Here is a 24,835-nt window from a genome sequence, read left to right on the forward strand (position 1 = left end):
TCCGCCGCGTGGGCACGCCGAGCCACGACGAACCCACACCCGCCGACAACCCACTCACCCCACCGACGAATAGGCGACAACCCCCCGCAACAGCCCATCCACGGCCTTCCGCGCACTCTTGGCCACGGTCGAGCCCTCCGCAGGAGAAGCCGCCGCGATCTGCCCCAGCACGTCGATCACCTGCTTGCACCACCGCACGAAGTCACCGGCCGGCATCTCCGCCTCACGCAACACCTCATCGAGCCCCGCGCCGCCGGCCCACATGTACGCGGCCCAGGCGAACCCGAGATCCGGCTCACGCTGCCCGACCCCCTCGCTCTGCGTGATCCGGAAGTCCTCCTCAAGGGCATCGAGCCGCCCCCAGATCCGCACCATCTCACCGAGCGCGGCCTTGGCCTTGCCCGAAGGCAGCTTCGGGGCCATCGCATCGTCCCCGACCCGTGCCTCGTACACCAACGCCGAGACACAGGCGGCCAGCTCGGCCGGGCCGAGGCCCTCCCACACCCGTTCCCGCAGGCATTCGCTGGCCAGCAGGTCGAGTTCGCCGTACAGCCGAGCGAGCCGCTTTCCGTGCTCGGTGACCTCGTCGCCGCGCAGATAGTCCAGTTCGGTCAACAGCGCCACAATACGATCAAACGTACGGGCGATGGTGTTCGTCCGCCCCTCGATACGACGCTCCAGCTGCGAGGTGTCCCGCAGCAGCCGGTGGTAGCGCTCGGCCCAACGGGCGTGGTCCTCACGGTCGTTGCAGCCGTGGCAGGCGTGCGCGCGGATCGCCGTGCGCAGCCGGGCGATCTCCCGGTCGTCCGCCGCCTGGGACCGCCGCTTGCGCTGCCGCTCGGGCGCGATGTGCCCCGCCTTGGTGCGCAGCGCGGAGGCGAGGTCCCGACGGGACTGCGGGGAGCGCGGGTTGAAGGACTTGGGGATCCGCATCCGCTCCAACGCCTCGACGGGGACGGGGAAGTCCATGGACGCCAGCCGCTTGACCTGCCGTTCGGCGGTCAGGACCAGCGGGCGCGGGCCGTCGTGGTGCTCGAAGCCGCGGTGGCCGTTGGACCGCCCGGCGGGCAGCCCGGGGTCCAGCACCAGCGCGAGACCGGCGTACTTGCCCGTCGGCACATGGATGACGTCACCCGGCTTGAGCTTCTCCAGCGCGACCGCGGCCTCCGCGCGCCGCTGCGCCGCACCCTCCCGGGCCAACTCGGTCTCACGGTCCTTGAGTTCGCGACGCAGTCGGGCGTACTCCTCGAAGTCCCCGAGATGGCAGGTCATGGACTCCTTGTAACCGGACAGCCCTTCCTCGTTGCGCTGCACCTGCCGGGAGATCCCGACGACCGACTTGTCGGCCTGGAACTGTGCGAACGAGGTCTCCAGCAGCTCGCGCGAGCGGTGCCGGCCGAACTGCCCGACCAGGTTGACCGCCATGTTGTACGACGGCTTGAAGCTGGACTTCAGCGGGTACGTGCGCGTGCCGGCCAGCCCGGCGAGGTGCTCGGGGCTGGAGCCTCGCTGCCACAGCACCACGGCATGGCCCTCGACGTCGATGCCGCGGCGGCCCGCTCGGCCGGTGAGCTGCGTGTACTCACCGGGCGTGATGTCGGCGTGCTGCTCGCCGTTCCACTTGACGAGCTTCTCCAACACCACCGACCGGGCAGGCATGTTGATGCCCAGAGCCAGTGTCTCCGTGGCGAACACGGCCTTCACCAGGCCCCGGACGAACAGCTCCTCGACGACCTCCTTGAAGGTCGGCAGCATGCCCGCGTGGTGAGCGGCTATGCCGCGCTCCAGACCTTCCAGCCACTCGTAGTAGCCGAGGACGTGCAGATCCTCGGACGGGATGGCCGATGTGCGCTCCTCGACGAGGGCACGCACCTTCTCCCGCGCCTCGTCGTCGTTCAGCCTCAGTCCGGCGTACAGGCACTGCTGTACGGCGGCCTCACACGCGGCCCGGCTGAAGATGAAGGTGATCGCGGGCAGCAGCCCTTCGGCGTCGAGGCGTTCGATGACCTCGGGCCGCCCCGGCGTCCACACCCGGGACCGCTGTCTGCGCTCCCGCTCCCGGTCGGCCTCCCGCATGGCACGCCCACGCCTGCGGTCCTGGTACGACGGTCTGGTCGCCTCCATCCGGGCCAGCCGCATGAGGTCGGGGTTGACCGCCTTCTTGCTGCCCTCGCCCTCCTCGAACAGGTCGTACATCCGCCGCCCGGCGAGCACGTGCTGGAACAGCGGAACGGGCCGGTGCTCGGAGACGATCACCTCGGTGTCGCCGCGGACGGTGTCGAGCCAGTCGCCGAACTCCTCGGCGTTCGACACGGTCGCCGAGAGCGAGACGAGCGTGACCGACTCGGGGAGGTGGATGATCACCTCTTCCCATACGGCGCCGCGGAAGCGGTCGGAGAGGTAGTGGACCTCGTCCATGACCACATAGCCGAGGCCGAGGAGGGTCTGCGACCCGGCGTACAGCATGTTCCGCAGCACCTCGGTCGTCATCACGACCACCGGGGCGTCGGAGTTGATGCTGTTGTCGCCCGTGAGCAGGCCGACCATGCCGTCGCCGTAACGGCGGCACAGGTCGGCGTACTTCTGGTTCGACAGTGCCTTGATGGGCGTCGTGTAGAAGCACTTCTTGCCCTGCATCAGGGCGAGGTGGACGGCGAACTCGCCGACGATCGTCTTGCCTGAGCCGGTGGGCGCGGCCACCAGTACGCCCTTGCCCGCCTCGAGTGCCTGGCAGGCCTCGATCTGGAAGGGGTCGAGGCCGAAGTCGTACATCTCGCGGAAGGAGGCGAGCGCGGTGGCCTGCTCGGCAGCGCGCCTGCGTGCTGCCGCATACCGCTCGGCCGGTGAGAGGTCCTCTGTCATCGTGCTTTCGAGCGTACCGGGCCCCACTGACAACAGGACGATCATTATCCGGATCGGCACCCGGCAAACCCGGGATCCCCGCAGCTCATGGCCGCGCAGCGGAAACGGCCGGGTGCGCCCCGTAGGCGCCCCGGCCGTGTCTGCCCGAAAACCGCTTCGCTCAGGTCACGTCGTCGTAGCCGTTGACCCGCTCCGTGCTCGCCTGCTCGGGCAGCGCCCGGCTCGCGGAGACGGTTTCGACCTCTCCGATGCTCTCGGGGGTCAGGTCGAGGTCGGAGGCCTCGTCGTCGTCCAGATCCGAGTCCGGGTTGTTACGGCTGCGCCGTCGGTCGTTCAGGATGGAGAAGCCGACCGCCATGAAGTACAGGATGACGATGGGCCCGGCGAGGGCCATCATGCCGATGGGGTCGGTGGTGGGGGTCGCCACAGCGCCGAAGACGAAGACACCCATCACGACGCCGCGCCACCAGCCGAGCATGCGGCGCCCCGTCACCATGCCCGTCATGTTCAGCATGACCAGGAGCAGGGGGAGCTCGAAGGCCGCACCGAAGACAAGGACCATCCGGACACTGAAGTCGAGGATCTTGTCCATCGGCAGGATGTTCGCCGACCCGTCGGGCGTGATGCCCAGCAGGACACGCATGCTGATCGGCATGATCGTGTAGGCGAGCCAGGCGCCCCCGAAGAACAGCGGCACGGCGGCCGCCACGAAGTAGTACGTGTACTTGCGCTCGCTCTTGTGCAGTCCCGGGGCGACGAACGCCCACAGCTGGTAGAGCCAGACAGGGCTGGACAGGACGATGCCCGCCATGAGGCTCACCTTCACCGTGGTCGTGAAGGGAGAAAGAAGGTCGGTGTACGCGACGACCGCGCAGGCACCTCCCGTGGTCTCGCCCAGTCCCTTGGTGCAGCGAGGCACAGGATCGGAGAGGAACTGCATGAGTTCCTGGTTGTAGAAGGCGGCCGCGATGGTGACGACCGTGATCGCCAGCATGCCTTTCGCGAGCCGGTTGCGGAGCTCACGAAGGTGCTCCACGAGGGGCATCCGCCCCTCGGGATCCTTCTCCTTCTTGCGGGCAGACTTCAGCAACCCACGTTCCCATCTCGTGCGGCGGGCCGGAGGTCACCGGCCCTGCGTCAGCGCTTGGTGGTGTCCGTCGGCTCGTTGACCGGGCGAGCGTTCGTCGCGTCGCCGGGGGCGGCCTGGATGATGCGCTGAGCGGGGGGCTGCTGGTCGCTGTTGTTCGGCGGGTCGGCCGGGGCGGCGGACTTGTCCTCTTCCTTCATCGCCTTGGCCTCGCTCTTGAGGATGCGAGCCGACTTGCCGAGAGAGCGGGCCATGTCCGGGAGCTTCTTGGCGCCGAACAGCAGGATGATCACGACGAGGATCAGAATGATCTCGGTGGGGCCGAGCCTACCCATAGCTTTTACCTTCTTCACCGAGGCGACATGGTCCGAATACCCGGCCGGTCGGACATTCATCCGACCACCGTGCTGCCAGGGATCGTAACGCTCAGGGGTGAACGCGGGACAATCCCTGTGCATACTCCCAGTCCGCGGGCCCGCGCCTCGCTCTCGGGCCGCAATCCGCAGCGTACCTGGCGTGGGCGGCAAGTTGACAGGGCGAAGTGGCCCAAAACGCACGCGACGCAGGTCTCACACCGAATCCTTGAGCGGACTACAGGGAGTCCACAGCCCGGGCGGCACTGGCGGTCGCCCGCTCCAGGTCCTCCGCCGCCCTGCTGATGCGCCGAGCTGAGTCCGTGACCTGCCGACCGAGGCGCTCTGCCTCCAGGAAGACCCGCACGGCGAGCACACCGAGCACGAGGAGACCCAGAAAACCCACCGCTACCGCGAACATCGGCCAGAACATGACGCCGAGCCTAGACCGTCCTACAGCGTGGAGTGCAGCCGCAGGGTGCTGACTCCGCCGCCCGTCAGCAGCTCGACGATCCGCTCGCCCGCCGGCTTGCGGACGGACGCGCCGCACTCGGGACAGGTGAAGGAGTAGAACGTCGTACGGCTGGTCGCGCCGATGGCGAGTCGAAAGGCGCTCGCGGCGAGTTCGAAGCGGCCCCGGCAGTCCGGGCAGCCGGCCTTGAACACCACCGGGGACACGCTTCTCATCCCGCCGAACGCGGACGCCACCGTCATCTCCCGCACCCCGGACGTCGCCGACTCGCTCAAAGCCCTGCTCCCGCCTGTCGCACCGCTAGTCCAACCGCCTGCCGAGCTGTCTGTCCCACCGGCCTGTTCTACCGGCCTGCCCTACCGACCCGTCCTACTGTCCGTCGTCCACCGAGCGCGCCCCGTGAGCGTCGTGCGCCTCGACTCCGTCGTACGCGGCCAGCGCCTCGCGGGCCGCCTGCCGGGCGCTGTCGGCCAGCTCGGACGGCGAGACGATCCGGCCGTCCCGCCCGAGCCGCAGCGCCAGGCGTCGCAGCGACGCCGGGTCAGGGGTGCGCAGAGTGATACGCAGCCCGCCGTCCGCCAGCTCATCCGCGCTGTCGTGCGGGTAGTACTCGGCCACCCAGCGTCCGCCCGGGCCTACCTCGACGACGACCTCGGGATCCTCCGCGGCGGGCTGCACCAGCCCCTCGGAAAGGTCCCGCAGCTCGATCTCGGGGGCCGCGGACGGCTCGTCGAGGATCTTGATCTCGGCAACCCGGTCGAGCCGGAAGGTGCGGCGCGCCTCGGAGCGGCGGCACCATGCCTCGACGTAGGTGTGGCCGACGCTGACCAGGCGGATCGGGTCGATCTCGCGCTCGGTGACCTCGTCCCGGGCGGGCGAGTAGTAGCGGATCCACAGCCGGCGCCGCTCGGAGATCGCGCGGTCGACATCGGCGAAGACGCCACCCTCGGACTCGAAGGTCACCGACAGCCGGGAGCTGGCGCCGGCCGCCTCCCCGGCCGCGGTCTCCACCTTGGCGGTCGCCCGCAGCAACGCCTGCCGGTCGCTCTCGCGCAGTCCAGGCAGCGTGGACACGGCCCGCGCCGCCACCAGCAGCGCGGTGGCCTCGTCTGCGGCGAGCCGCAGCGGCTCGGCGACGTCGTCGGGGTTGTGCCACCAGATGCGCTCACCGTCGGTGTCGATGTCGAGCAGGTCACCGCCACGGAAGCTGGTCCCGCACATGGGCAGCACGTCGAGATCCGAGACCAGCTCGTCCTCGGAGATACCGAAGGCACGCGCCACGTCCTCGACGCGGGCACCCGGACGCTCCCTCAGATACGTCACCAGCGAAAGCATCCGCCGGGTCTGGTCGATGGCATTGACGGGCCGAACCGGTTTGCCTGCCACTGTCTTGCTCCGCTCCCCCTCAGCCCTTGGCCACGGCACGCAGCCGGTCCACCACATCGGCCCGCAACTCCGCGGGCTCCAGGACCACCACGTCGGGCCCGAACTCCACCAGCCACGCATCCAGCCCGTGGCCGTACGGAATCTCCAACTCGTCCCAGCCGTCCCCGAGTTCCCGCACCGCCGTGGCCTTCGCCCGAAGGGGGTACCCCGCGCCCGTACGCAGCCGGATCAGCGCGGAACGGTCGGCGGTCTCCCCCGCCCAGCCCGCCACGGTCTCCCGCACGGTGACCACATCGGGGACCGGTGCGGTGAACCGCGCGCCACGCGAACGCACCTTGCCCGTGATCCGGGACAACCGGAACACGCGCTCCGCGCCGCGGTCCCGGTCCCAGCCCGCCAGATACCAGTGGCCGCGCCAGCACTCCAGCGCCCACGGCTCGACATGCCGGGGCTCGGGACGGGCGGCGGTGGCCTTGCGGTAGTCGAAGAGGACGGGGCGGCGGTCGCGGCAGGCCAGCATCAGCGGCTCGAACGCGGCCTCGTGCACCGGGATCCGGGGCTCCAGCGCGCCATGCGCCTCGTAGGGGTCGACATCCTCGGGCAGCCCCGCCGCGCGCAGCTTCTGCAGGGCGCCGCTGGCCGCGCCCGCGAGCCGGACCTGCTGCCACACCTTGGCCGCCAGCCCCAGAGCGGCGGCCTCCTCGGCGTCCAGGGTGATGGGCGGGAGGCGGTTGCTGTCCCGGCGGGCCAGATAGCCGACCTCGCCGTCGAGGTTCTCCACCGTCTCGATGACCAGACCGAGCTCGCGCAGATCGTCCTTGTCGCGCTCGAACATCCGGTTGAAGGAGTCGTCGGAGCCGGCCTCCAGATAGGCCTCGATGGACTCACGCAGCTCGCGCTTGCTCAGCGGCCGCCGCGTCCCGAGCAGACACAGCGCCAGGTTCATGAGCCGCTCGGCCTTGGCAATGGCCATCGACGCCCTTCGCCTTCCCTATGAAGCTTACGGACGATGACCGTACCGCTCCGCGGTGGCCTGGCAAAAGCCGAGGGCCCATGCGCGGACAGGCATGGGCCCCAGGTAGTCGGGTCCGGTCGTACACCGATCAGCCGTACGCCGATCCGACGTGCGCCGATCAGAGGCGACGATCAGACACCGAGCAGGTCGACCACGAAGATCAGGGTCTCGCCGGGCTTGATCGCCGGGGTCGGGCTCTGGTTGCCGTAGGCGAGGTGGGCCGGGATGGTCAGCTGGCGGCGGCCGCCGACCTTCATGCCCTGCACACCCTGGTCCCAGCCCTTGATGACGCGGCCGCCACCCAGCGGGAAGCGGAACGGCGTACCACGGTTCCAGCTGGCGTCGAACTCCTCGCCCGTGCTGAAGGCCACACCCACGTAGTGCACGGTGACGGTCTGGCCCGCCTGCGCAACCGCGCCGTCGCCCTCCCAGATGTCCTTGATCTCGAGGTCCGCCGGGGGCTCGCCACCCGGGAAGTCGATCTCGGGCTTGTCGATGCTCACTTCTTACGCTCCTGCTGGTTGTGGAAAGGCAACGGCACAGTCTTACACCCGGGCCCGGCTACATCGCCGCCAGGATGTCGACCGAGAAGACCAGAGTGGAGCCCTTCTTGATGACACCGCCACTCGGCGGGGTGTCGCCGTACGCCAGGTCCGGGGGTACGACGACCAGCACCCGGCTGCCCACCTTCTTCCCGGTCAAACCCTGCGCCAGCCCCTTCACGACCTGCTGCATCTGCGGCAGCGCGAACTGGCTCAGCTGCCCCTGCTTGTAGGACGACTCGAACTCCTTGCCGCTGTCCCAGACCACGCCCTTGAACTGGCACAGGACGGTCTGCTCCGCCTTGACCTCGGCGCCGTCGCCCTCCAGGACATAGGCCGACACCAGCTTGGTCGGCGCGTCCGACTTGGGGACGGTGACCGACGGCGCCTTGCCGTCGGTGTTGGTGCCGATCTTGGGCAGATCGATGTTGTCCTGCGCCACCGCCTTGCCCTCGGCCGAGCTCTTGGCGTTGAACGTCTCCTCGACGTCGATGACGAAGACCAGCGTGTCGGTCCCCTTGATACCCGCGTCCTGATTGCCCTGCGGGCCGTAACCCCAGGTCGGCGGGATGGCCATCTCGACCCGGCTGCCCGCCTTCCGCCCCGCCAGACCGTACCGCCAGCCGTCGATGACACGGCCCTGGGTGAGCTGGATCAGCAGCGGCTTCTTGGAGTCGTAGGAGTTGTCGAAGGACTTGCCGGTGGCCCAGATCTGACCGAGATAGTTGGCCACGACGAAGTCGTTCTCCGCCATCGTCCGGCCGCTACCCGCGATGACCGTCCGCACCGCCAGGTCCTTCGACGGCTCTCCGCTGCCCTTGGCGACCGTCGGCTTCTCCCCGAACTTCGTGCCCGCGGTGATCGCCGGCAGCGGACCGTCCACGATCTTCGGCGCCGGAGCCGCCGATGTCGCCGGAGCCGAGGGCGACGCACTGTCGCTCGCCTTGCTCGAGTCGTCCTTGTCATCGCCGCATGCGGCGAGCGTGACCATTCCTGCGGGTACGGCGATGAGAAGTGAGCGTCGGCGCACGGTGAGAGCCTCGTAATCGGTCGATCTTGTGGATGGCGTGCGCGCAACTCTACGGCGTGAGAAGGGCGCCGTACGGGAAACGTACGGCGCCCGCGTTGCGTTCCGGAAATTCCGCCGGAACCCGTCGCTCACATACCGGCGATGAGTTTCTCCACCCGATCGTCCACCGAACGGAACGGGTCCTTGCACAACACCGTGCGCTGCGCCTGGTCGTTGAGCTTGAGATGCACCCAGTCGACGGTGAAGTCCCGGCGCTGTTCCTGGGCCCTGCGGATGAAATCACCGCGCAGCCGGGCCCGAGTGGTCTGCGGCGGAACAGACTTGCCCTCGAAGATCTTCAAGTCGTTGCAGATACGGGCGGCTTGCCCCTTCTTCTCCAGTAGGTAGTACAGGCCACGACGACGGTGGATGTCGTGGTAGGCGAGGTCTATCTGCGCGACCCGCGGATGCGACATGGTCATGTTGTGCTTGGCCCGGTACCGCTCGATGAGCTTGTACTTCATGACCCAGTCGATCTCGGTACCGATCCGGTCGAGGTCCTCGGCCTCGATCGCGTCCAGCGTGCGACCCCACAGCTCCAGGACCTGCTCGACCGTGCCCGTGCGAATGCCGCGGCGCTCGCAGAAGTCCACGGCCTTCTCGTAGTACTCGCGCTGCACCTCCAGCGCCGATGCCTCCCGGCCACTGGCCAGGCGCACCTTGCGGCGACCCGTGATGTCGTGGCTGACCTCGCGGATCGCCCGGATCGGGTTCTCCAGGGTCAGATCGCGCATCACCGTGCCCGCCTCGATCATGCGCAGCACCAGATCGGTCGCGCCGACCTTGAGCAGCATGGTCGTCTCGGACATGTTCGAGTCGCCCACGATCACATGCAGCCGCCGGTAACGCTCGGCATCCGCGTGCGGCTCGTCACGCGTGTTGATGATCGGCCGGGAACGGGTCGTCGCCGAGGAGACGCCCTCCCAGATGTGCTCCGCCCGCTGACTGACGCAGTACACCGCACCACGCGGAGTCTGCAGCACCTTCCCGGCGCCACACAGCAACTGCCGGGTGACAAGGAACGGGATGAGGATGTCCGCGAGCCGGGAGAACTCGCCATGGCGTGCCACCAGATAGTTCTCGTGGCATCCGTACGAGTTGCCCGCCGAGTCGGTGTTGTTCTTGAAGAGGTAGACGTCGCCCGCGATTCCCTCCTCGTGCAGGCGTCGTTCCGCGTCCACCAGGAGTCCTTCGAGAATGCGCTCGCCTGCTTTGTCGTGGGTGACCAGTTCGGTCACGTTGTCACATTCGGGTGTCGCGTATTCCGGATGTGAGCCCACGTCGAGATACAGGCGGGCGCCGTTACGCAGAAAGACATTGCTGCTACGGCCCCATGACACGACACGGCGGAAGAGGTACCGCGCCACCTCGTCAGGCGACAGGCGGCGCTGTCCCCTGAACGTGCACGTGACGCCGTACTCGTTCTCCAGCCCGAAAATGCGGCGGTCCATGACTGAACATTACGCCCGATCCCCCGAGCTGAAACGGGGTTCGACAGCACGGTTTGGATCATTTTCCGATGAAGCCGCAACCACCGCACCCCTCGCGGGAGCTGCGAGGACCCCTCCCGTGGCCAGCAGGACCAGCAACGACACCGCCCCCGCGGCACTCGGCACGGCGAACCCCCACAGCGTTCCGCCCGCCTCGACGACCGGCCCCGCCAGGCCCGTTCCCACCGACGCACCCACCGTGAACGTCGTCACAAGCCACGAGAACGCCTCGGTGACCGTCCCGCGCGGCGCATGCCGGTCGACCAGCACGAACGCACAAGCGATGCACGGCGCGAGAAACACCCCCGCGAGCACCGCCAGCAACGTCATCGCCACCACACCCGGCATCAGCATCAACGGCAGATAACACACCGCCAGAAGCGCCACCAGCAGGCGCAGTCGCCGCGCCGGCTCACCAGCCCACTGCCGCGCCCCGTACACCACACCACCGACCAGCGCACCCAGCCCCACGCCCGCCATCAACCAGCCGTACACCACGTCCCCGCCGTTTCCGTCCGCGTACGACACGGCCGCGACCGCGATCGACCCGAGCGCCATCCCGATGAACAGGAACGAGGCCAGCAGCGCCAGCAACCCGGACGAACGCAACGCCCCCAGCCAGTGCGCCTCACGCGGCGCCGAACGCCACGCGCGCGAAGGCGGCGACACCACCACCGACAGCGCACCCAGCACCCCGATGACGTTCACGACGAGCAACGCCACCTGCGCCGACCACAACGACGCACACAGCGTCAGCAACAACGGTCCGACCGTGAACATGACTTCCTGGGCCACCGCGTCCATCGCATACGCCGCATGCACCTGGCCCTCCTTGTGGAGGACCGACGACCACAGCGCCCGCAGACCACCCTCCAGAGGCGGCGTGAACAGCCCGGCGGCCGCCACGGCCGCGTAGGCGAGCGGCAGCGCCCCGATGCCCACGAAGGCGAACCCGGCCATCGCGACGGCCGAGGCGACCGCCGCCGGCAGCTGCACCCGCGGCTGCCCGTACATGTCCACCAGCCGCCCCAGCACCGGCTGCCCCACCGCGTTGGCGACCCCGTACACCGCCGCCAGCCCCCCGGCCAGACTGTACGAACCCCCCTCCGCGCGCACGAACAGCACGATCGCGAGCGCGGCCACCGCGTTCGGCAGCCGCCCCACAAGCGTGCCGACCAGCAGCCGGCCGGCATGCCTCGCCCTGAGGACCTCCAGGTATGCGCCGGTCATCAGCCGCGCCGCCCTCCGCATAGGTTTTACGTATAACGTCGTCCGTCATACGTACCATGTGCGCTGTTCAAGAGTCCAGACAAAGGAGCAGGCGGACGGTGGCACACGGCAGCACCCGACCCACCAGCCGAGACGTCGCCCAAGCAGCAGGCGTCTCCCAAGCCGCGGTCTCCCTCGTACTCGGCGACAAATGGCGCGGACGAGTCTCCGAAACCACCGCCGAACGCGTCCGCGAGGCCGCCCGCGAACTCGGCTACCGACCCAACCTCGCCGCCCGCAACCTACGCCTCGGCCACACCCGCACCGTACTGCTCGTAGTCCCCGCGCTCACCACCGAATTCTTCGCCGGCGTCTACACCGGCGCCGCCCGCATCGCCGCCCAACACGGCTTCGGCGTCGTCCTCTACCCCTCCCCCGAAGGCATCGGCCCCGCCCGCAACCCCTTCGCCTCCGCCCAAGCCGCCCTCGACGGCATCATCGCCTCCTCCATGGCCGCCGACGCCCTCACCGCCATCCGCGGCGACCAGCTCCCCCTCGTCATGCTGGACAGCGACCCGGCGGGCAGCCTCGGCGCCGCCACAGTCAACCTCGACATCACCGACGGCATCCGCCAGGTCACCGACCACCTGCTGGGCCTGGGCCACCGACGCTTCCTCCACCTCGCGGCCGACGTGGCGTCCTGGACGTTCGAAGTACGCGCACACGAACTCGCCGCACGAATCGGCGACGTCCCCGGCACGTCACTGCTCACCGTCCGCGCACCCATCTCCATCGAAGACGCCCGCACCGCCACGGAAACCGCCCTCGCCGCCAAAGGCCCCCGCCCCACCGCCATCGTCTGCGACGACGACAAACTCGCCGCCGGCGCCTACAAAGCCGCACGACGCCTCGGACTACGCATCCCCGACGACCTCTCCATCACCGGCCTCGACGACCTCGCCCTCGCCACCGCCATCGACCCCGAACTCACCACCGTCCGACTCGACGCCGAACTCTTCGGCGAACGCGGCATGCAAGCCCTCCTGGCCGTCCTGGAAGGCCGCGAACCCGAGGAGGGCGACATCCCCGTCGAACTCGTCGTACGGGGCTCCACAGCCCCGCCCAGCGCGCCGTGAAGCCCCCCGGGAACGCCTGTGCCCCGACCGAGAGATTCGGCCGGGGCACAACACAAGCGGGGCGAAGTGGGACTACTCCTCGGAACTACCGGACTCCTCCGAGTCCTCTCCGTTGTCGGCACTCTCGGCCTCAGTGGACGCACCGTTGGCCTCCAACAGCCGCGCCAGCTGACGACCCACGATGCGCTTGAACTTGCGCGACTGCGGACGCGTACGGTCCAGCACCGCGACCTCCAGCCGCTCCGCGGGAATCTCCCGCTGCGTACCGTTCGACTCGCGGGACAGAGCCTGCACCGCCAGCTTGAGCGCCTCGGCGAGGCTCATCCCGTCCTCATGCCGCTGGTCAAGGAAATTACTGATCAGCTCGGCATTACCACCGACCGCGACCGAACCGTGCTCGTCCACGATCGAACCGTCATGCGGCAGCCGGTAAATCTGGTCACCCTCAGGCGTCTCACCCACCTCGGCGACAACCAGCTCCACCTCGTACGGCTTCTCCGCAGCCGAAGAGAAGATCGTGCCCAGCGTCTGCGCATAGACGTTCGCCAGGCCACGAGCCGTCACATCATCACGGTCATAGGTGTAACCACGAAGATCGGCGTACCGCACACCACCGATCCGCAGATTCTCGTACTCGTTGTACTTACCGGCGGCCGCGAAACCGATCCGGTCATAGATCTCGCTGAACTTGTGCAGCGCACGGGACGGGTTCTCGCCGACGAACACGATGCCGTCGGCATACTGCAGCACAACCAGGCTGCGACCACGCGCGATGCCCTTACGGGCGTACTCCGCCCGGTCGGCCATGGCCTGCTGGGGGGAGACATAGAACGGCGTCGACACCGGTTATCCGTCCCTTTCTGTCGAAGTCACAGGATCACGTGGACAAGACCGAACCGCCGCTACAGCAGCGCGGCCCGCGGGCCGTCAGGCTGCTCCAGACGACGCTCCAGAATGGAACGGGCGATCTCCGAGGACTCATCATCGGTGAGCCGGCGGAAACCGTCGTCAGTGATCACCGTGACGATCGGGTAGATCCGGCGGGCGACATCGGGACCACCGGTCGCCGAGTCGTCGTCAGCCGCGTCATACAGGGCCTGCACGACCAGCGTCGTGGCCTCGGCCTCAGTCAGGTCATTACGGAAGAGCTTCTTCATGGCACCACGCGCGAAGATCGACCCCGACCCGGTGGCGGCGTACCCCTGCTCCTCGGAACGACCACCGGTGACGTCGTAGGAGAAGATCCGCCCCTTCTCCCGATCCACGTCATACCCCGCGAACAGCGGCACCACGGCCAGCCCCTGCATCGCCATCCCCAGATTCGACCGGATCATGGTCGACAGCCGGTTCGCCTTACCCTCCAGCGACAGCTGAGCACCCTCGACCTTCTCGAAGTGCTCCAGCTCCAACTGGAAGAGCTTCACCATCTCGACGGCCAGACCAGCGGTACCGGCGATACCGACGGCCGAGTACTCGTCGGCCGGAAACACCTTCTCGATATCGCGCTGCGCGATGACGTTCCCCATGGTCGCCCGCCGGTCACCGGCCAGCACGACACCGCCGGGGAACGTCGCGGCCACGATCGTGGTGCCGTGCGGCGCCTCGATCACGCCCTGCGTGGGCGGGAGTTGACGGTTACCGGGCAGCATCTCGGGCTGGTGCTCCGAGAGAAAATCCATGAACGAGGACGACCCAGGCGTCAGGAAGGCAGCTGGTAGACGCCCGGTGCTACGAGTGTTGGCTTCCACGCGATTCCTTCCACGTAAGCAGCAGCCCGCCTTATGACGTCGGGCCGATCCTTGAACTGCCCCAGTGCGGCGTTGCAGCTGAAGCACAGTACGCCACGGACCCTACCCGTCTCGTGGCAGTGATCCACATGCTCGGGCAGAGCAGCCAAACATATGCAGCAGACGCCCCCTTGAGAGGCGACCAACTCGTCGCGCTCGGCTTCGGTGATGCCGTACTTGCGCCACAAATGGTCTTGCCGCCCCCGGACGGCCCGACACGCCTTACAGCGTGTCGACAGGCCGTCCGGTGCCGTCCCATTGCGATGCCATTCACTGTGGGACTTGACCTCACCACACGTCCGGCAGAGCTTGTGCCCAGCCGGAGCATCCACCTTCTCCCGCACCTGCTTCCCCATAGCCTCCCGGCGGGGCCGGTAGCGCGTGGCACCGTACTCAGCCACGCACTCCCGACACCACACCTGAAGGCCATCGGGCCGATCTCCGTTCTTCGCGAAGGCTGAAAGAGACAAGCTCCTTTTGCATCTCCTGCACTGCCTCGCGTCCGGGCCACCGACCAACCCCGCCCCTATCTTCAATTCGAAGGCCAAGGCACCTAATGGCCTTTACTGGCCACCTTTCTGCACGAAGGAGCGCACGAAATCCTCGGCGTTCTCCTCGAGTACGTCGTCGATCTCATCGAGAACCGAGTCGACGTCATCGCTCAGCTTCTCCTGCCGCTCCTTGAGGTCCTCAGAAGCCTGCGTCTCAGCCGCCTGCTCCTCGACCTCCTCAGTAGAGCGCGTGGCCTTCTGCTGTCCGCCGCCGGTGTCCTTGGTTGCCATATCCCTCACCCCGCTCATTTCGCCCGACATGGTCGACAGGTCGGCTTTCCTGCCGATCGATGATGATCAGACCCTACAAGCAGGGTCTGACATCGGCCCCGCAGTTTCTCCAACGTACGGGGGCCATCTCGATGATTCCCGGACGTCAGGTTTTCCACCCTGTTCGGCCGACGTCCGGTCGGCATCTTCCGAGTACCCCTCAGCCGCCTGACAGGACCCTGACCAGGTCTTCTGCCGTGCGACAGCGGTCCAGGAGCTCCTTGACGTGATTTCGCGTTCCGCGAAGGGGTTCGAGGGTTGGAACGCGTTGGAGGGAGTCGCGGCCGGGGAGGTCGAAGATGACCGAGTCCCAGGAGGCCGCGGCGACGTCGTCGGCGTACTGCTCCAGGCAGCGTCCGCGGAAGTACGCGCGGGTGTCCTCCGGTGGCTTGGCCTTGGCCCGCTCGACGGCTTCCTCGTCCATGAGGCGCTTGATGCGTCCGCGGGCCACGAGGCGGTTGTAGAGGCCCTTGTCGGGGCGTACGTCGGCGTACTGGAGGTCGAGGAGGTGGAGCTTGGCGGCGTCCCAGTCGAGGTCGTCGCGGCGTCGGTAGCCCTCCATGAGTTCGCGTTTGGCGACCCAGTCGAGTTCGCCGGCGAGGCTCATGGGGTCCCTCTCCAGGCGGTTGAGGGTGTCCTCCCAGCGGCTGAGGACGTCCTTGGTCTGTTCGTCGGCGTCGGCGCCGAACCGCTCCTCCACGTATTTGCGCGAGAGCTCGTAGTACTCCATCTGGAGCTGGACCGCGGTGAGTGTGCGGCCGCTACGGAGGGTGATGAGCCGTTGGAGTGAGGGGTCGTGGGATACCTGGTGGAGGGTGCGGACGGGCTGGTCGACGGCCAGGTCCACCGCGATGAAGCCGTCCTCGATCATGGACAGGACCAGGGCCGTCGTTCCGAGCTTCAGATAGGTCGAGATCTCGGAGAGGTTCGCGTCGCCGATGATCACGTGGAGGCGGCGGTATTTTTCCGCGTCGGCGTGCGGCTCGTCCCGGGTGTTGATGATGGGGCGCTTCAGGGTGGTTTCGAGCCCGACCTCGACCTCGAAGTAGTCGGCGCGCTGGCTGAGCTGGAAGCCGTGTTCGTGACCGTCCTGGCCGATGCCGACGCGGCCTGCGCCGGTGACGACCTGGCGGGAGACGAAGAAGGGGGTGAGGTGGCGCACGATGTCGGAGAAGGGGGTTTCCCGCTTCATGAGGTAGTTCTCGTGCGTGCCGTAGGAGGCGCCCTTGTTGTCGGTGTTGTTCTTGTAGAGGTGGATGGGCTGGGCGCCGGGTAGCTGTGCCGCCCGTTCGGCGGCTTCGGCCATGATGCGTTCGCCGGCTTTGTCCCAGAGGACGGCGTCCCGGGGGTTGGTGACCTCGGGGGCGCTGTATTCGGGGTGTGCGTGGTCGACGTAGAGGCGTGCTCCGTTGGTGAGGATGACGTTGGCGAGGCCGATGTCCTCGTCGGTGAGCTGGCTGGAGTCGGCGGCCTCGCGGGCGAGGTCGAAGCCTCGCGCGTCGCGCAGCGGGTTCTCCTCCTCGAAGTCCCAGCGGGCCCGGCGGGCCCTGTGCATCGCGGCCGCGTAGGCGTTGACGATCTGGGATGAGGTGAGCATGGCATTGGCGTTGGGGTGGCCGGGGACGGAGATCCCGTACTCCGTCTCGATGCCCATTACTCGCCGTACGGTCATGCGGCCCTCCTTGCCCGGCGGCGCCCTCGGTCGGGGGCGCCGCTCAAGTACCGCTGGCGCTCCGGTGCGTGTGCGGTGCCCGTCCCCGCACTGCGCGACTCGGCGGTATGGAAGAGCCTAGAACGCCTTTGCGCTGGTGGGGAGATCATTTGCGTCATTGCGTTGCTCGCCTTTGTTCCGGCGGTGGCCGGAAAAACAGTCGGCTGCGGGTACCCGGTGGGGGCACCCGCAGCCGCCCTGTCTTTTACAGGTACTGACCGGTGTTTGCCACCGTGTCGATGGAGCGTCCGGTGTCTGCGCCCTGCTTTCCGGTGATGAGGGTGCGGATGTAGACGATCCGTTCGCCCTTCTTTCCGGAGATGCGGGCCCAGTCGTCGGGGTTGGTGGTGTTGGGCAGGTCCTCGTTCTCCTTGAACTCGTCCACGCAGGCCTGGAGGAGGTGGGAGACGCGGAGGCCCTTCTGGTTGTGCTCGAGGAAGTCCTTGATCGCCATTTTCTTGGCGCGGCCCACGATGTTTTCGATCATGGCGCCGGAGTTGAAGTCCTTGAAGTAGAGGACTTCCTTGTCGCCGTTGGCGTAGGTGACTTCCAGGAAGCGGTTTTCCTCGGATTCGGCGTACATCTGTTCGACGGCGGTCTGGATCATGCTCTCGACCGTGGTCGTCCTGCTGCCACCGTGTTCTCCGAGGTCTTCGGAGTGCAGGGGGAGGCGTTCTGTGAGGTACTTGCCGAAGATGTCCTTGGCGGCCTCGGCGTCGGGACGTTCGATCTTGATCTTCACGTCCAGGCGGCCGGGGCGCAGGATGGCGGGGTCGATCATGTCCTCGCGGTTGGAGGCGCCGATCACGACCACGTTCTGCAGGCCCTCCACGCCGTCGATCTCGGCGAGCAGCTGCGGGACGATGGTGTTTTCCACGTCGGAGCTGACGCCGGAGCCGCGGGTGCGGAAGAGGGATTCCATTTCGTCGAAGAAGACGATGACGGGTGTGCCCTCACTGGCCTTTTCTCGTGCGCGCTGGAAGACGAGGCGGATTTGCCGCTCGGTCTCGCCGACGTATTTGTTGAGGAGCTCGGGTCCCTTGATGTTGAGGAAGAAGCTCTTGCCCTGGGCTTGGCCGGTGACTTCGGCGACCTTTTTGGCCAGCGAGTTGGCGACGGCTTTGGCGATGAGTGTCTTGCCGCATCCGGGGGGCCCGTACAGGAGGACGCCCTTGGGCGGCCGCAGTTCGTGCTCCTTGAACAGGTCGGGGTAGAGGTAGGGGAGCTCGACGGCGTCGCGGATCATTTCGATCTGGCCGCCCAGGCCGCCGATCTGCTCGTAGCCGATGTCGGGGACCTCTTCGAGGACGAGTTCCTCGACCTCGCTCTTCGGAACGATCTCGTAGACGTAGCCGGAGCGGGGTTCGAGCAGAAGGGCGTCGCCGGGTCGGATGGTGACGTCCAGCAGCGGCTCGGCGAGCCGTACCACCCGTTCCTCGTCGGTGTGCCCGAGCACCAGGGCTCGCTCGCCGTCCTCAAGGATCTCCTTGAGGGTGACGATGTCCCCGACGCGCTCGAACTCCATGGCTTCGACCACGTTGAGCGCTTCGTTGAGCATTACTTCCTGGCCGCGCCTGAGGTCGTCGAGTTCGACGCTCGGGCTGACGTTCACGCGGAGTTTGCGGCCTCCGGTGAAGATGTCGGCGGTGCCGTCCTCAAGGGCTTGCAGGAAGACACCGAAGCCGGCCGGCGGCTGTGCGAGCCGGTCGACTTCTTCCTTGAGGGCCACGATCTGGTCGCGGGCCTCACGGAGCGTGTTGGCGAGTCGCTCGTTCTGTGCGGACACGCCGGCCAGGTTGGTCTGCAGCTCGACGATCCGCTCTTCGAGAATCCTCGTGTGCCGCGGAGAGTCGGCGAGCTTGCGTCGCAGGACGGCGATCTCCTGCTCAAGGTAGGCGATCTGCCCGGCCGGGTCGTCGGACCCTCGTCCCGGGCGGATGCCGCGGTTCATGTCGTCGTCGTGGGCTGCCACGGTCCTCACCTCCTCCAAGGGGAGCTGGACGCTTCCAGACCCTACCTGGGTGGGTGTCGATTGAAACCCCTAGATCACAAAGACTGTAGGGGTGTGTCCGATCTTCACCCTTGCGCTCTCCCTCACGCCAGGGGAATACCCACCGAACATGATTGGGAAGCCGCCGCAGGTAGGCTCGAAGCGTTCAACACCCGTCAGAGCTGGCCGGATTCCCGTTCGGCTCGACGTAGCTAGCGGCAGGAGAGATGAGCGTGGAGCAGGCGGCCGGGGTCGAGGGCGGGGCGCTGGAGGTCTGGATCGATCAGGATCTCTGTACTGGTGACGGCATCTGTGCCCAGTACGCGCCGGAGGTGTTCGAGCTGGACATCGATGGTCTGGCGTATGTGAAGAGCGGCGAGGACGAGCTGCTGCAGGCCAAGGGGGCCACTACGCCTGTGCCGTTGCCGCTTCTCACGGATGTGGTGGACTCGGCGAAGGAGTGTCCGGGCGACTGCATCCATGTGCGTCGGGTTTCGGACAAGGTCGAGGTGTACGGTCCGGACGCCGAGTGACCTTGCGCGTACGGGGTGTTACGACTGTCTGATTTCTCACATGTGCTGGTGGCGTGGGTCAGACGCTGTGGGCGCCGGAGGGTGTCGAGCGGATGAACGCGCCGTTTTTCCACTGCCACTTCGCGCTGCTCTTCACGTCGGGGCAGCACCGGGGTACGTCGTCGGACGAGTAGCCGAGCAGATCGGCGATGACCGCGCCGTCTCGGACGGTGATGTCACTGACGGTAGTGCTGTCCTTCGGGTCGACGAGGGTGGCGGCGACGCGGGGGGTGGTTGTCCCGGCGCTGTGGGTGAGGACGTAGATGCCGTCGGGCGGGGTCCCCATGGGGGCGTCGCAGTGGACGACGACCACGGTTTCGGGGCTGGCGTCGCCGTCCAGGTCGCCGGTGGCCTTCTTGACCACGATCGCTTTCACCGGGCCGCACTCGAGCGGGAAGTCGGCGCGTGCCGGGTCGGGGGGTGCGAGGGCCGCGGGGGCGTGTTTCGCGTCCGGGCCGGTTGTCTGGGCCGCTGTCGCCGAGTTGGGCTGGAGGACCGAGGAGAGGGCGACGACGCCGGCGACCGCTGTGGCGGTGGCGAGCCAGTGGATGGGGCGGGTGTGGGTGTGTGCCAGTTCCGGGACGGCGGATTGCTGCACTAGGAGCGTCTCCTGTGAGGGCTGTGCCGGTGGGGTGGCCAGCATGGTGCCACACGTCACAGTGCGGGGGAACGGCGGGGTGGAGTTCCGGTGCTGGTGTTCGGTGGTTGGGGGTGCGTGGGGGGCGTGCGGGTGTTGTGCGACGTTCGGATTTGCGGGTTGTCGGTGTTGGGCCAACAGAAAGGCGCTGTGGTCGAGTTCCCGGGGCGTTCCGGGAACTCGACCACAGCGCTTGTACGTTGGATGCGGCACGGGCCGCCTCAGCGGCCGGCGCCTCCGTCGGCGTTGGGGCCTTCGTAGTCCTCGCCGTAGGCGCCCTTGGCGGGGCGGCGGCGGCGCATGGGCGGCTCGACTCCGTCGGCGAGGCGGCGGGCGGTGAGCAGGAAGCCGGTGTGGCCGATCATCCGGTGGTCGGGGCGGACGGCGAGGCCCTCGATGTGCCAGTTGCGGATCATCGTCTCCCAGGCGGTCGGCTCGTTGAAGCAGCCGATCTCGCGGATGGACTCGACGGTCCGGGCGAGCTGGGTGGTGGTGGCGACGTAGCAGCAGAGGATGCCGCCGGGGACGAGGGCCTTGGAGACGGCTTCCAGGCACTCCCAGGGGGCGAGCATGTCGAGGATGACGCGGTCGACGTCGGTGTCGCTCAGGTTGTCCTGGAGGTCGCCGACGGTGAGCTGCCAGGCGGGGTGGGGGCCGCCGAAGTAGCGCTCGACGTTCTGCTGGGCGATCTCCGCGAAGTCTTCGCGGCGCTCGTAGCTGTGCAGCATGCCCTGGTCGCCGATGGCGCGCAGCAGGAAGCTGCTGAGCGATCCGGAGCCGACGCCGGCTTCGACGACGCGTGCGCCGGGGAAGATGTCGGCGAAGGCGAGGATCTGCCCTGCGTCCTTGGGGTAGACCACGGCGGCGCCGCGGGGCATGGACAGGACGTAGTCGGGGAGCAGGGGGCGCAGCGCGAGGTAGGCGACGTTCCCGGTGGTGCGGACAACGCTGCCCTCGGGTGCGCCGATCAGTTCGTCGTGCGGGAAGGAACCCTTGTGGGTGTGGAAGTTCTTCCCGGCTTCGAGCGTGAACGTGTAGTGGCGGCCCTTGGGGTCGGTCAGCTGAACCTGGTCCCCGACCTTGAAGGGCCCGCGCCTGCGGGCGGCACCGGTCGGTTCGGACATGTGAACAGCCTACCGGTTCCCTGGCGGGGGCTTGGCCACTGAGGGTGTGGGGGTCGACGCCAGGCGGTGGGGTTGCGCGCCGTCGTGGTTGATCGCGCCGTTCCCCGCGCCCCGGGGGGGTCAGGCCGGTCTTGCCATTGCCTTGACGAAGGCGCGTTCCACGTCGGCCGCGGACAGGACGCCGTAGATCTCGCCGGTCTCCTCCACGACCAGGTATTCGGTCGCGGGGGCGGCCCTCAGGGCGTCCAGGAGGTCCTCTCCCGCGAGTTCGGCGGAGACGCGCATGCCGTCGGTGAGGTCCTGGGCGAGGCCGCTGACGGCGACCCAGGGGCGGCGGTGTTCGGGGACGCCGACGATGGCGGCCTCGCGGACGAGGGAGAGGGGGTTGCCGTCGGCGTCGACGACGACGAGGGCGCGGGCGCCGGCGGCGTTGGCGCGGCGCAGGGCTTCGGAGAGGGGGGTGTCGGTCTCGACGGGGACGGCGCGGCGGGTGAGGGTGCGGGCGCGTAGTTCGGGGAGGTGTTCGCGCAGACGGGCCATGCGGAGGCTGTTGCCGGCGCCGGTCCAGATGATCGCGGCGAGGATGGCGGCGAGCAGGGCGTCCATGACGGTGTCCATGCCGACGTTGTCGACGGCGTCGGAGCCGAGGGCGCCGGACTGGGTGAGCCAGGGCAGTCCGACGAGGACGGAGACGGCGAGGGCGCGGCCGACCCAGGCGGCGGCGATGGTGCCGGTCATGGGCTTGCCGGTGATCTTCCAGACGATGGCGCGGAGCATGCGGCCGCCGTCGAGGGGGAGGCCCGGGAGCAGGTTGAAGGCGGCGACGATGAGGTTGGAGATCATCAGGCCGGCCAGGAGGACGCCGGGGACGGTGCCGGGTTCGACGGGCTGCATGGCGGCGTAGAAGACGCCGGCGAGGACGAGGGAGAGCAGTGGTCCGACGAAGGCGAGGACGAACTCGCGGCCGGGTGTCTCGGCCTCCTTCTCGATTTCGGAGACTCCGCCGAAGAACTGCAGCTGGATGCGGCGCACGGGCAGTTTGAAGCGGAGTGCGGCGACGGTGTGGGCGAGTTCGTGGACGAGGACGGAGGCGTAGAAGGCGACGGCGAAGAAGAGGGAGACGAGGTAGCGGGCGGCGCCGAGCTCGGGCAGGACGCGGTCGAGCTGTCCGCCGAACACCCAGGTGATGAGCGCGGCGACGAGGAACCAGCTGGGGGCGACGTATACGGGTACGCCGAAGGGGCGTCCCATGAGCAGTCCGCCGCGGGGTTCCTTGGGGCGCGGGGGCGGTTGGCCCTTGGTCGTGCCGGTGTGGGCGAGGGTGCGGTCGTGGGCGTCGGGGGCGTGGGTGGGAGCCGGCCGGGTCGCGGGGTCGTTGACGGGGGCGTCTTGTGCCTGCTGGGGCGCCTCACCGTCGGTGGCCTCGTCGTCGCTGTCCGCGCCCTGTGGGGGGGCGTCGTTCTCGGAGCGTGCTTCGGCGTGGAGGGGCGGCTGGGCGGCTTCCTGCGCGGTGTCGTCCCGGTCGGGGCCCAATGGGCGGCCGTCCGTGGGCTGTTCGGCGGTCGGGGCCGGGTCGGGCCGTGCGGGTTCGGTGGCCGGGGCCCTACGGTCTGCTCGGCCCTCGGCCGACTCGTCGGTGCCGGACCGCGGCTGCCCGCTCCCGCCGCTCTCGTCCACGGTGTCCCCTCGTTCGAAGCGTCGTCCGCGCCTGCCGGGCGGATGGGTCTGGGTCGATGGTATGCGGCCGTCGCGGCGTGTTCCGCCCCGGCACCCCTCTCTGTTTCCCCGGCTGTCCCAGCCGTAACGGCCGCGGCTGGGTCACTGTCAGTGGCGGGCCGTAAGGTCTGTGGGCATGGAGACGAGCACGGAGGGTGCCGCGGCGGACTGCGGCGGTGACGTCGCGCCGGTGACTGCGCCGGCGACGGACGAGTACCCAGCGGGGGCGGAGAGTAAGGCGGCGGCGGTCGGGGCGGGTGAGGGCGCGCCCTCGGCGGGTGGCACGGCGGTCCGCGCGGCCATAGCGCCGGCCTCGCTGTCTCCGTCGCGTGCGAGTGACTTCATGCAGTGCCCGCTGCTTTACCGGTTCCGGGTGATCGACCGGCTGCCCGAGAAGCCGAGTGCGGCGGCGACGAAGGGCACGCTGGTGCATGCGGTGCTGGAGCGGCTCTTCGATGCGCCGGCCGCCGAGCGGACCGCTCCGCGCGCCAAGTCGCTCATCCCCGGTCAGTGGGACCGGCTGCGGGAGAGCAGGCCGGAGGTCGTGGAGCTGTTCGCGGACGATCCCGAGGGCGAGCGGCTTGCGACATGGCTGGGTGAGGCGGAGCGGCTCGTCGAGCGGTGGTTCGGGCTTGAGGACCCGACCCGGCTGGAGCCGGCCGAGCGAGAGCTGTTCGTGGAGGCCGAGCTGGATTCGGGGCTGCGGTTGCGCGGCATCATCGACCGTGTCGACGTGGCGCCGACGGGTGAGGTGCGGATCGTCGACTACAAGACCGGCAAGGCGCCGCGGCCCGAGTACTCCGAGGGTGCGCTGTTCCAGATGAAGTTCTACGCGCTCGTGGTGTGGCGGCTGAAGAACGTGGTTCCGCGCCGGCTCCAGCTCGTCTATCTCGGCAGTGGTGACGTGCTGACGTACGACCCGGTCCTCGCCGATCTGGAGCGGGTGGAGCGCAAGCTGCTGGCGCTGTGGGACGCGATCCGGGAGGCGACCGAGACGGGTGTCTGGCGTCCGCGGCCGACGAAGCTGTGCGGCTGGTGTGATCACCAGGCGCACTGCCCGGAATTCGGCGGCACTCCCCCGCCCTATCCGTTGCCGGTCAGGGCGGGCGAGTCCGGTGGCGGCCCGCAGGGCAGAATGGGGCCGGACTAGCGAAGGAGACTTACGTGGCCATCCGCGTCCTACTGGTCGACGACCAGCCGCTGCTGCGTACCGGCTTCCGGATGATTCTGGAAGCGGAGCAGGACATCGCGGTCGTGGGCGAGGCCGGCGACGGCCTCCAGGCTCTCGACCAGGTGCGGGCCTTGCAGCCCGATGTGGTTCTGATGGACATCCGTATGCCTCGGATGGACGGGGTCGAGGCGACCCGGCAGATCACCGGGCCCGGGCGGGACGGTCCGGCGAAGGTGCTGGTGCTGACGACCTTCGACCTCGACGAGTACGTGGTGGAGGCGTTGAAGGCGGGCGCCAGCGGCTTCCTGCTGAAGGACGCTCCGGCCAATGAGCTGGTGCAGGCGATCCGTGTGGTCGCCGGCGGTGAGGCGATGCTCGCGCCGAGCATCACGCGTCGGCTGCTCGACAAGTACGCGACGCATCTGCCGTCGGGTGACGAGCCGGTTCCGGACACCCTGCACACGCTCACCGAGCGGGAGGTGGAGGTGCTGAAGCTGGTGGCGAGGGGCTTGTCCAACGCGGAGATCGCCGCGGATCTGTTTGTCAGCGAGACCACGGTGAAGACGCACGTCGGGCATGTCCTCACCAAGCTGGGGCTGCGTGACCGGGTGCAGGCCGCGGTGTACGCGTACGAGAGCGGGTTGGTGCGCCCCGGCGCACAGTAGGGGCCCGCGACGGCGAGAGC

The 24,835-nt window shown here is 68.3% G+C and carries 24 protein-coding genes; 4 read left to right on the forward strand and 20 right to left on the reverse strand.

Going from position 1 to position 24,835, the window contains the following annotated elements; translation table 11 throughout:
* Positions 1-54: 54 nt before the first annotated feature.
* The 11 genes from ADK36_RS08900 to ADK36_RS08950 form a co-directional block, all read right to left on the reverse strand.
* Positions 55-2,907, reverse strand: coding sequence for a DEAD/DEAH box helicase (locus tag ADK36_RS08900; protein ID WP_053196947.1), 2,853 nt, complete (start codon positions 2,905-2,907; stop codon positions 55-57).
* A gap of 115 nt (positions 2,908-3,022) precedes the next feature.
* Positions 3,023-3,952 (reverse strand): twin-arginine translocase subunit TatC, encoded by a 930-nt coding sequence (tatC, locus tag ADK36_RS08905; protein WP_234329727.1) that lies wholly within the window; start codon positions 3,950-3,952, stop codon positions 3,023-3,025.
* A 47-nt stretch (positions 3,953-3,999) separates the two neighbouring features.
* The gene (gene tatA, locus ADK36_RS08910) at positions 4,000-4,284 is read right to left on the reverse strand and encodes a Sec-independent protein translocase subunit TatA (RefSeq protein WP_048584527.1); all 285 of its coding nucleotides are present in this window, start codon (positions 4,282-4,284) and stop codon (positions 4,000-4,002) included.
* 256 nt (positions 4,285-4,540) lie between these two features.
* On the reverse strand, positions 4,541-4,735 hold the full coding sequence (locus tag ADK36_RS08915) for a hypothetical protein (protein ID WP_048584528.1): 195 nt from the start codon (positions 4,733-4,735) through the stop codon (positions 4,541-4,543).
* A gap of 20 nt (positions 4,736-4,755) precedes the next feature.
* Complete coding sequence (locus ADK36_RS08920) at positions 4,756-5,049, reverse strand: hypothetical protein (protein WP_048584529.1); 294 nt, start codon at positions 5,047-5,049, stop codon at positions 4,756-4,758.
* A gap of 94 nt (positions 5,050-5,143) precedes the next feature.
* Complete coding sequence (locus ADK36_RS08925) at positions 5,144-6,160, reverse strand: helix-turn-helix transcriptional regulator (RefSeq protein ID WP_053196949.1); 1,017 nt, start codon at positions 6,158-6,160, stop codon at positions 5,144-5,146.
* Positions 6,161-6,179: 19 nt separating this feature from the next.
* Entirely contained in the window at positions 6,180-7,133 is a 954-nt protein-coding gene (locus tag ADK36_RS08930; RefSeq protein ID WP_053196951.1) for a helix-turn-helix transcriptional regulator, read from the reverse strand.
* A gap of 173 nt (positions 7,134-7,306) precedes the next feature.
* Positions 7,307-7,678 carry an FKBP-type peptidyl-prolyl cis-trans isomerase gene (locus ADK36_RS08935; protein WP_030053355.1) on the reverse strand — a complete coding sequence of 124 codons (372 nt, stop codon included), beginning with the start codon at positions 7,676-7,678 and terminating at the stop codon, positions 7,307-7,309.
* A 58-nt stretch (positions 7,679-7,736) separates the two neighbouring features.
* The gene (locus tag ADK36_RS08940) at positions 7,737-8,747 is read right to left on the reverse strand and encodes an FKBP-type peptidyl-prolyl cis-trans isomerase (RefSeq protein WP_053196953.1); all 1,011 of its coding nucleotides are present in this window, start codon (positions 8,745-8,747) and stop codon (positions 7,737-7,739) included.
* A 128-nt stretch (positions 8,748-8,875) separates the two neighbouring features.
* Positions 8,876-10,237, reverse strand: a complete 1,362-nt coding sequence (gene pafA, locus ADK36_RS08945; RefSeq protein ID WP_028801611.1) for a Pup--protein ligase — start codon at positions 10,235-10,237, stop codon at positions 8,876-8,878.
* A 9-nt stretch (positions 10,238-10,246) separates the two neighbouring features.
* Positions 10,247-11,506, reverse strand: coding sequence for an MFS transporter (locus ADK36_RS08950; RefSeq protein ID WP_048584577.1), 1,260 nt, complete (start codon positions 11,504-11,506; stop codon positions 10,247-10,249).
* Between the two features lie 98 nt (positions 11,507-11,604).
* Here ADK36_RS08950 and ADK36_RS08955 point away from each other — a divergent pair, with 98 nt between their 5' ends.
* Positions 11,605-12,621 (forward strand): LacI family DNA-binding transcriptional regulator, encoded by a 1,017-nt coding sequence (locus ADK36_RS08955; protein ID WP_048584532.1) that lies wholly within the window; start codon positions 11,605-11,607, stop codon positions 12,619-12,621.
* A 72-nt stretch (positions 12,622-12,693) separates the two neighbouring features.
* Here the strand turns inward: ADK36_RS08955 and prcA are convergent, their stop codons facing one another.
* From prcA to arc, 6 genes are all read right to left on the reverse strand, one after another.
* The gene (gene prcA, locus ADK36_RS08960; RefSeq protein WP_048584533.1) at positions 12,694-13,464 is read right to left on the reverse strand and encodes a proteasome subunit alpha; all 771 of its coding nucleotides are present in this window, start codon (positions 13,462-13,464) and stop codon (positions 12,694-12,696) included.
* Between the two features lie 59 nt (positions 13,465-13,523).
* Entirely contained in the window at positions 13,524-14,369 is an 846-nt protein-coding gene (gene prcB, locus ADK36_RS08965) for a proteasome subunit beta (RefSeq protein WP_048584534.1), read from the reverse strand.
* A complete protein-coding gene (locus ADK36_RS46000; RefSeq protein ID WP_078916510.1) occupies positions 14,321-14,926 on the reverse strand; it encodes an endonuclease VII domain-containing protein in 606 nt (201 codons plus the stop codon). The genes prcB and ADK36_RS46000 overlap by 49 nt, the downstream gene beginning before the upstream one ends.
* 45 nt (positions 14,927-14,971) lie before the next feature.
* The gene (locus ADK36_RS08970; protein WP_019757212.1) at positions 14,972-15,190 is read right to left on the reverse strand and encodes a ubiquitin-like protein Pup; all 219 of its coding nucleotides are present in this window, start codon (positions 15,188-15,190) and stop codon (positions 14,972-14,974) included.
* A 199-nt stretch (positions 15,191-15,389) separates the two neighbouring features.
* Positions 15,390-16,901 (reverse strand): depupylase/deamidase Dop, encoded by a 1,512-nt coding sequence (gene dop / locus ADK36_RS08975; protein WP_338060774.1) that lies wholly within the window; start codon positions 16,899-16,901, stop codon positions 15,390-15,392.
* 244 nt (positions 16,902-17,145) lie between these two features.
* Positions 17,146-18,912, reverse strand: coding sequence for a proteasome ATPase (gene arc, locus ADK36_RS08980; RefSeq protein WP_048584536.1), 1,767 nt, complete (start codon positions 18,910-18,912; stop codon positions 17,146-17,148).
* A gap of 245 nt (positions 18,913-19,157) precedes the next feature.
* Between arc and ADK36_RS08985 the strand changes: the two genes are divergently transcribed.
* Positions 19,158-19,463, forward strand: a complete 306-nt coding sequence (locus tag ADK36_RS08985) for a ferredoxin (protein WP_048584537.1) — start codon at positions 19,158-19,160, stop codon at positions 19,461-19,463.
* A gap of 58 nt (positions 19,464-19,521) precedes the next feature.
* On the opposite strand, the gene ADK36_RS08990 is transcribed toward ADK36_RS08985, so the two are convergent.
* The 3 genes from ADK36_RS08990 to ADK36_RS09000 all read right to left on the reverse strand — a co-directional run bounded on the left by ADK36_RS08990 (position 19,522) and on the right by ADK36_RS09000 (position 22,940).
* Positions 19,522-20,100 (reverse strand): hypothetical protein, encoded by a 579-nt coding sequence (locus ADK36_RS08990; protein ID WP_048584538.1) that lies wholly within the window; start codon positions 20,098-20,100, stop codon positions 19,522-19,524.
* A gap of 260 nt (positions 20,101-20,360) precedes the next feature.
* Positions 20,361-21,263, reverse strand: a complete 903-nt coding sequence (locus tag ADK36_RS08995) for a tRNA (adenine-N1)-methyltransferase (RefSeq protein WP_030053342.1) — start codon at positions 21,261-21,263, stop codon at positions 20,361-20,363.
* A gap of 120 nt (positions 21,264-21,383) precedes the next feature.
* On the reverse strand, positions 21,384-22,940 hold the full coding sequence (locus ADK36_RS09000; RefSeq protein WP_048584539.1) for a site-2 protease family protein: 1,557 nt from the start codon (positions 22,938-22,940) through the stop codon (positions 21,384-21,386).
* Between the two features lie 175 nt (positions 22,941-23,115).
* On the opposite strand from ADK36_RS09000, the gene ADK36_RS09005 reads away from it, so the two are divergent.
* Together ADK36_RS09005 and ADK36_RS09010 are read left to right on the forward strand one after the other, a co-directional pair.
* Positions 23,116-24,129: a RecB family exonuclease gene (locus ADK36_RS09005; RefSeq protein ID WP_048584540.1), complete on the forward strand. Its 1,014-nt coding sequence runs from the start codon at positions 23,116-23,118 to the stop codon at positions 24,127-24,129.
* 14 nt (positions 24,130-24,143) lie between these two features.
* Positions 24,144-24,815 carry a response regulator gene (locus ADK36_RS09010; RefSeq protein ID WP_030053339.1) on the forward strand — a complete coding sequence of 224 codons (672 nt, stop codon included), beginning with the start codon at positions 24,144-24,146 and terminating at the stop codon, positions 24,813-24,815.
* The last annotated feature ends 20 nt before the right edge of the window (positions 24,816-24,835 follow it).

Source organism: Streptomyces viridochromogenes, assembly GCF_001270495.1.
In the GTDB taxonomy this organism is placed as follows: Bacteria; Actinomycetota; Actinomycetes; order Streptomycetales; family Streptomycetaceae; genus Streptomyces; species Streptomyces viridochromogenes_A.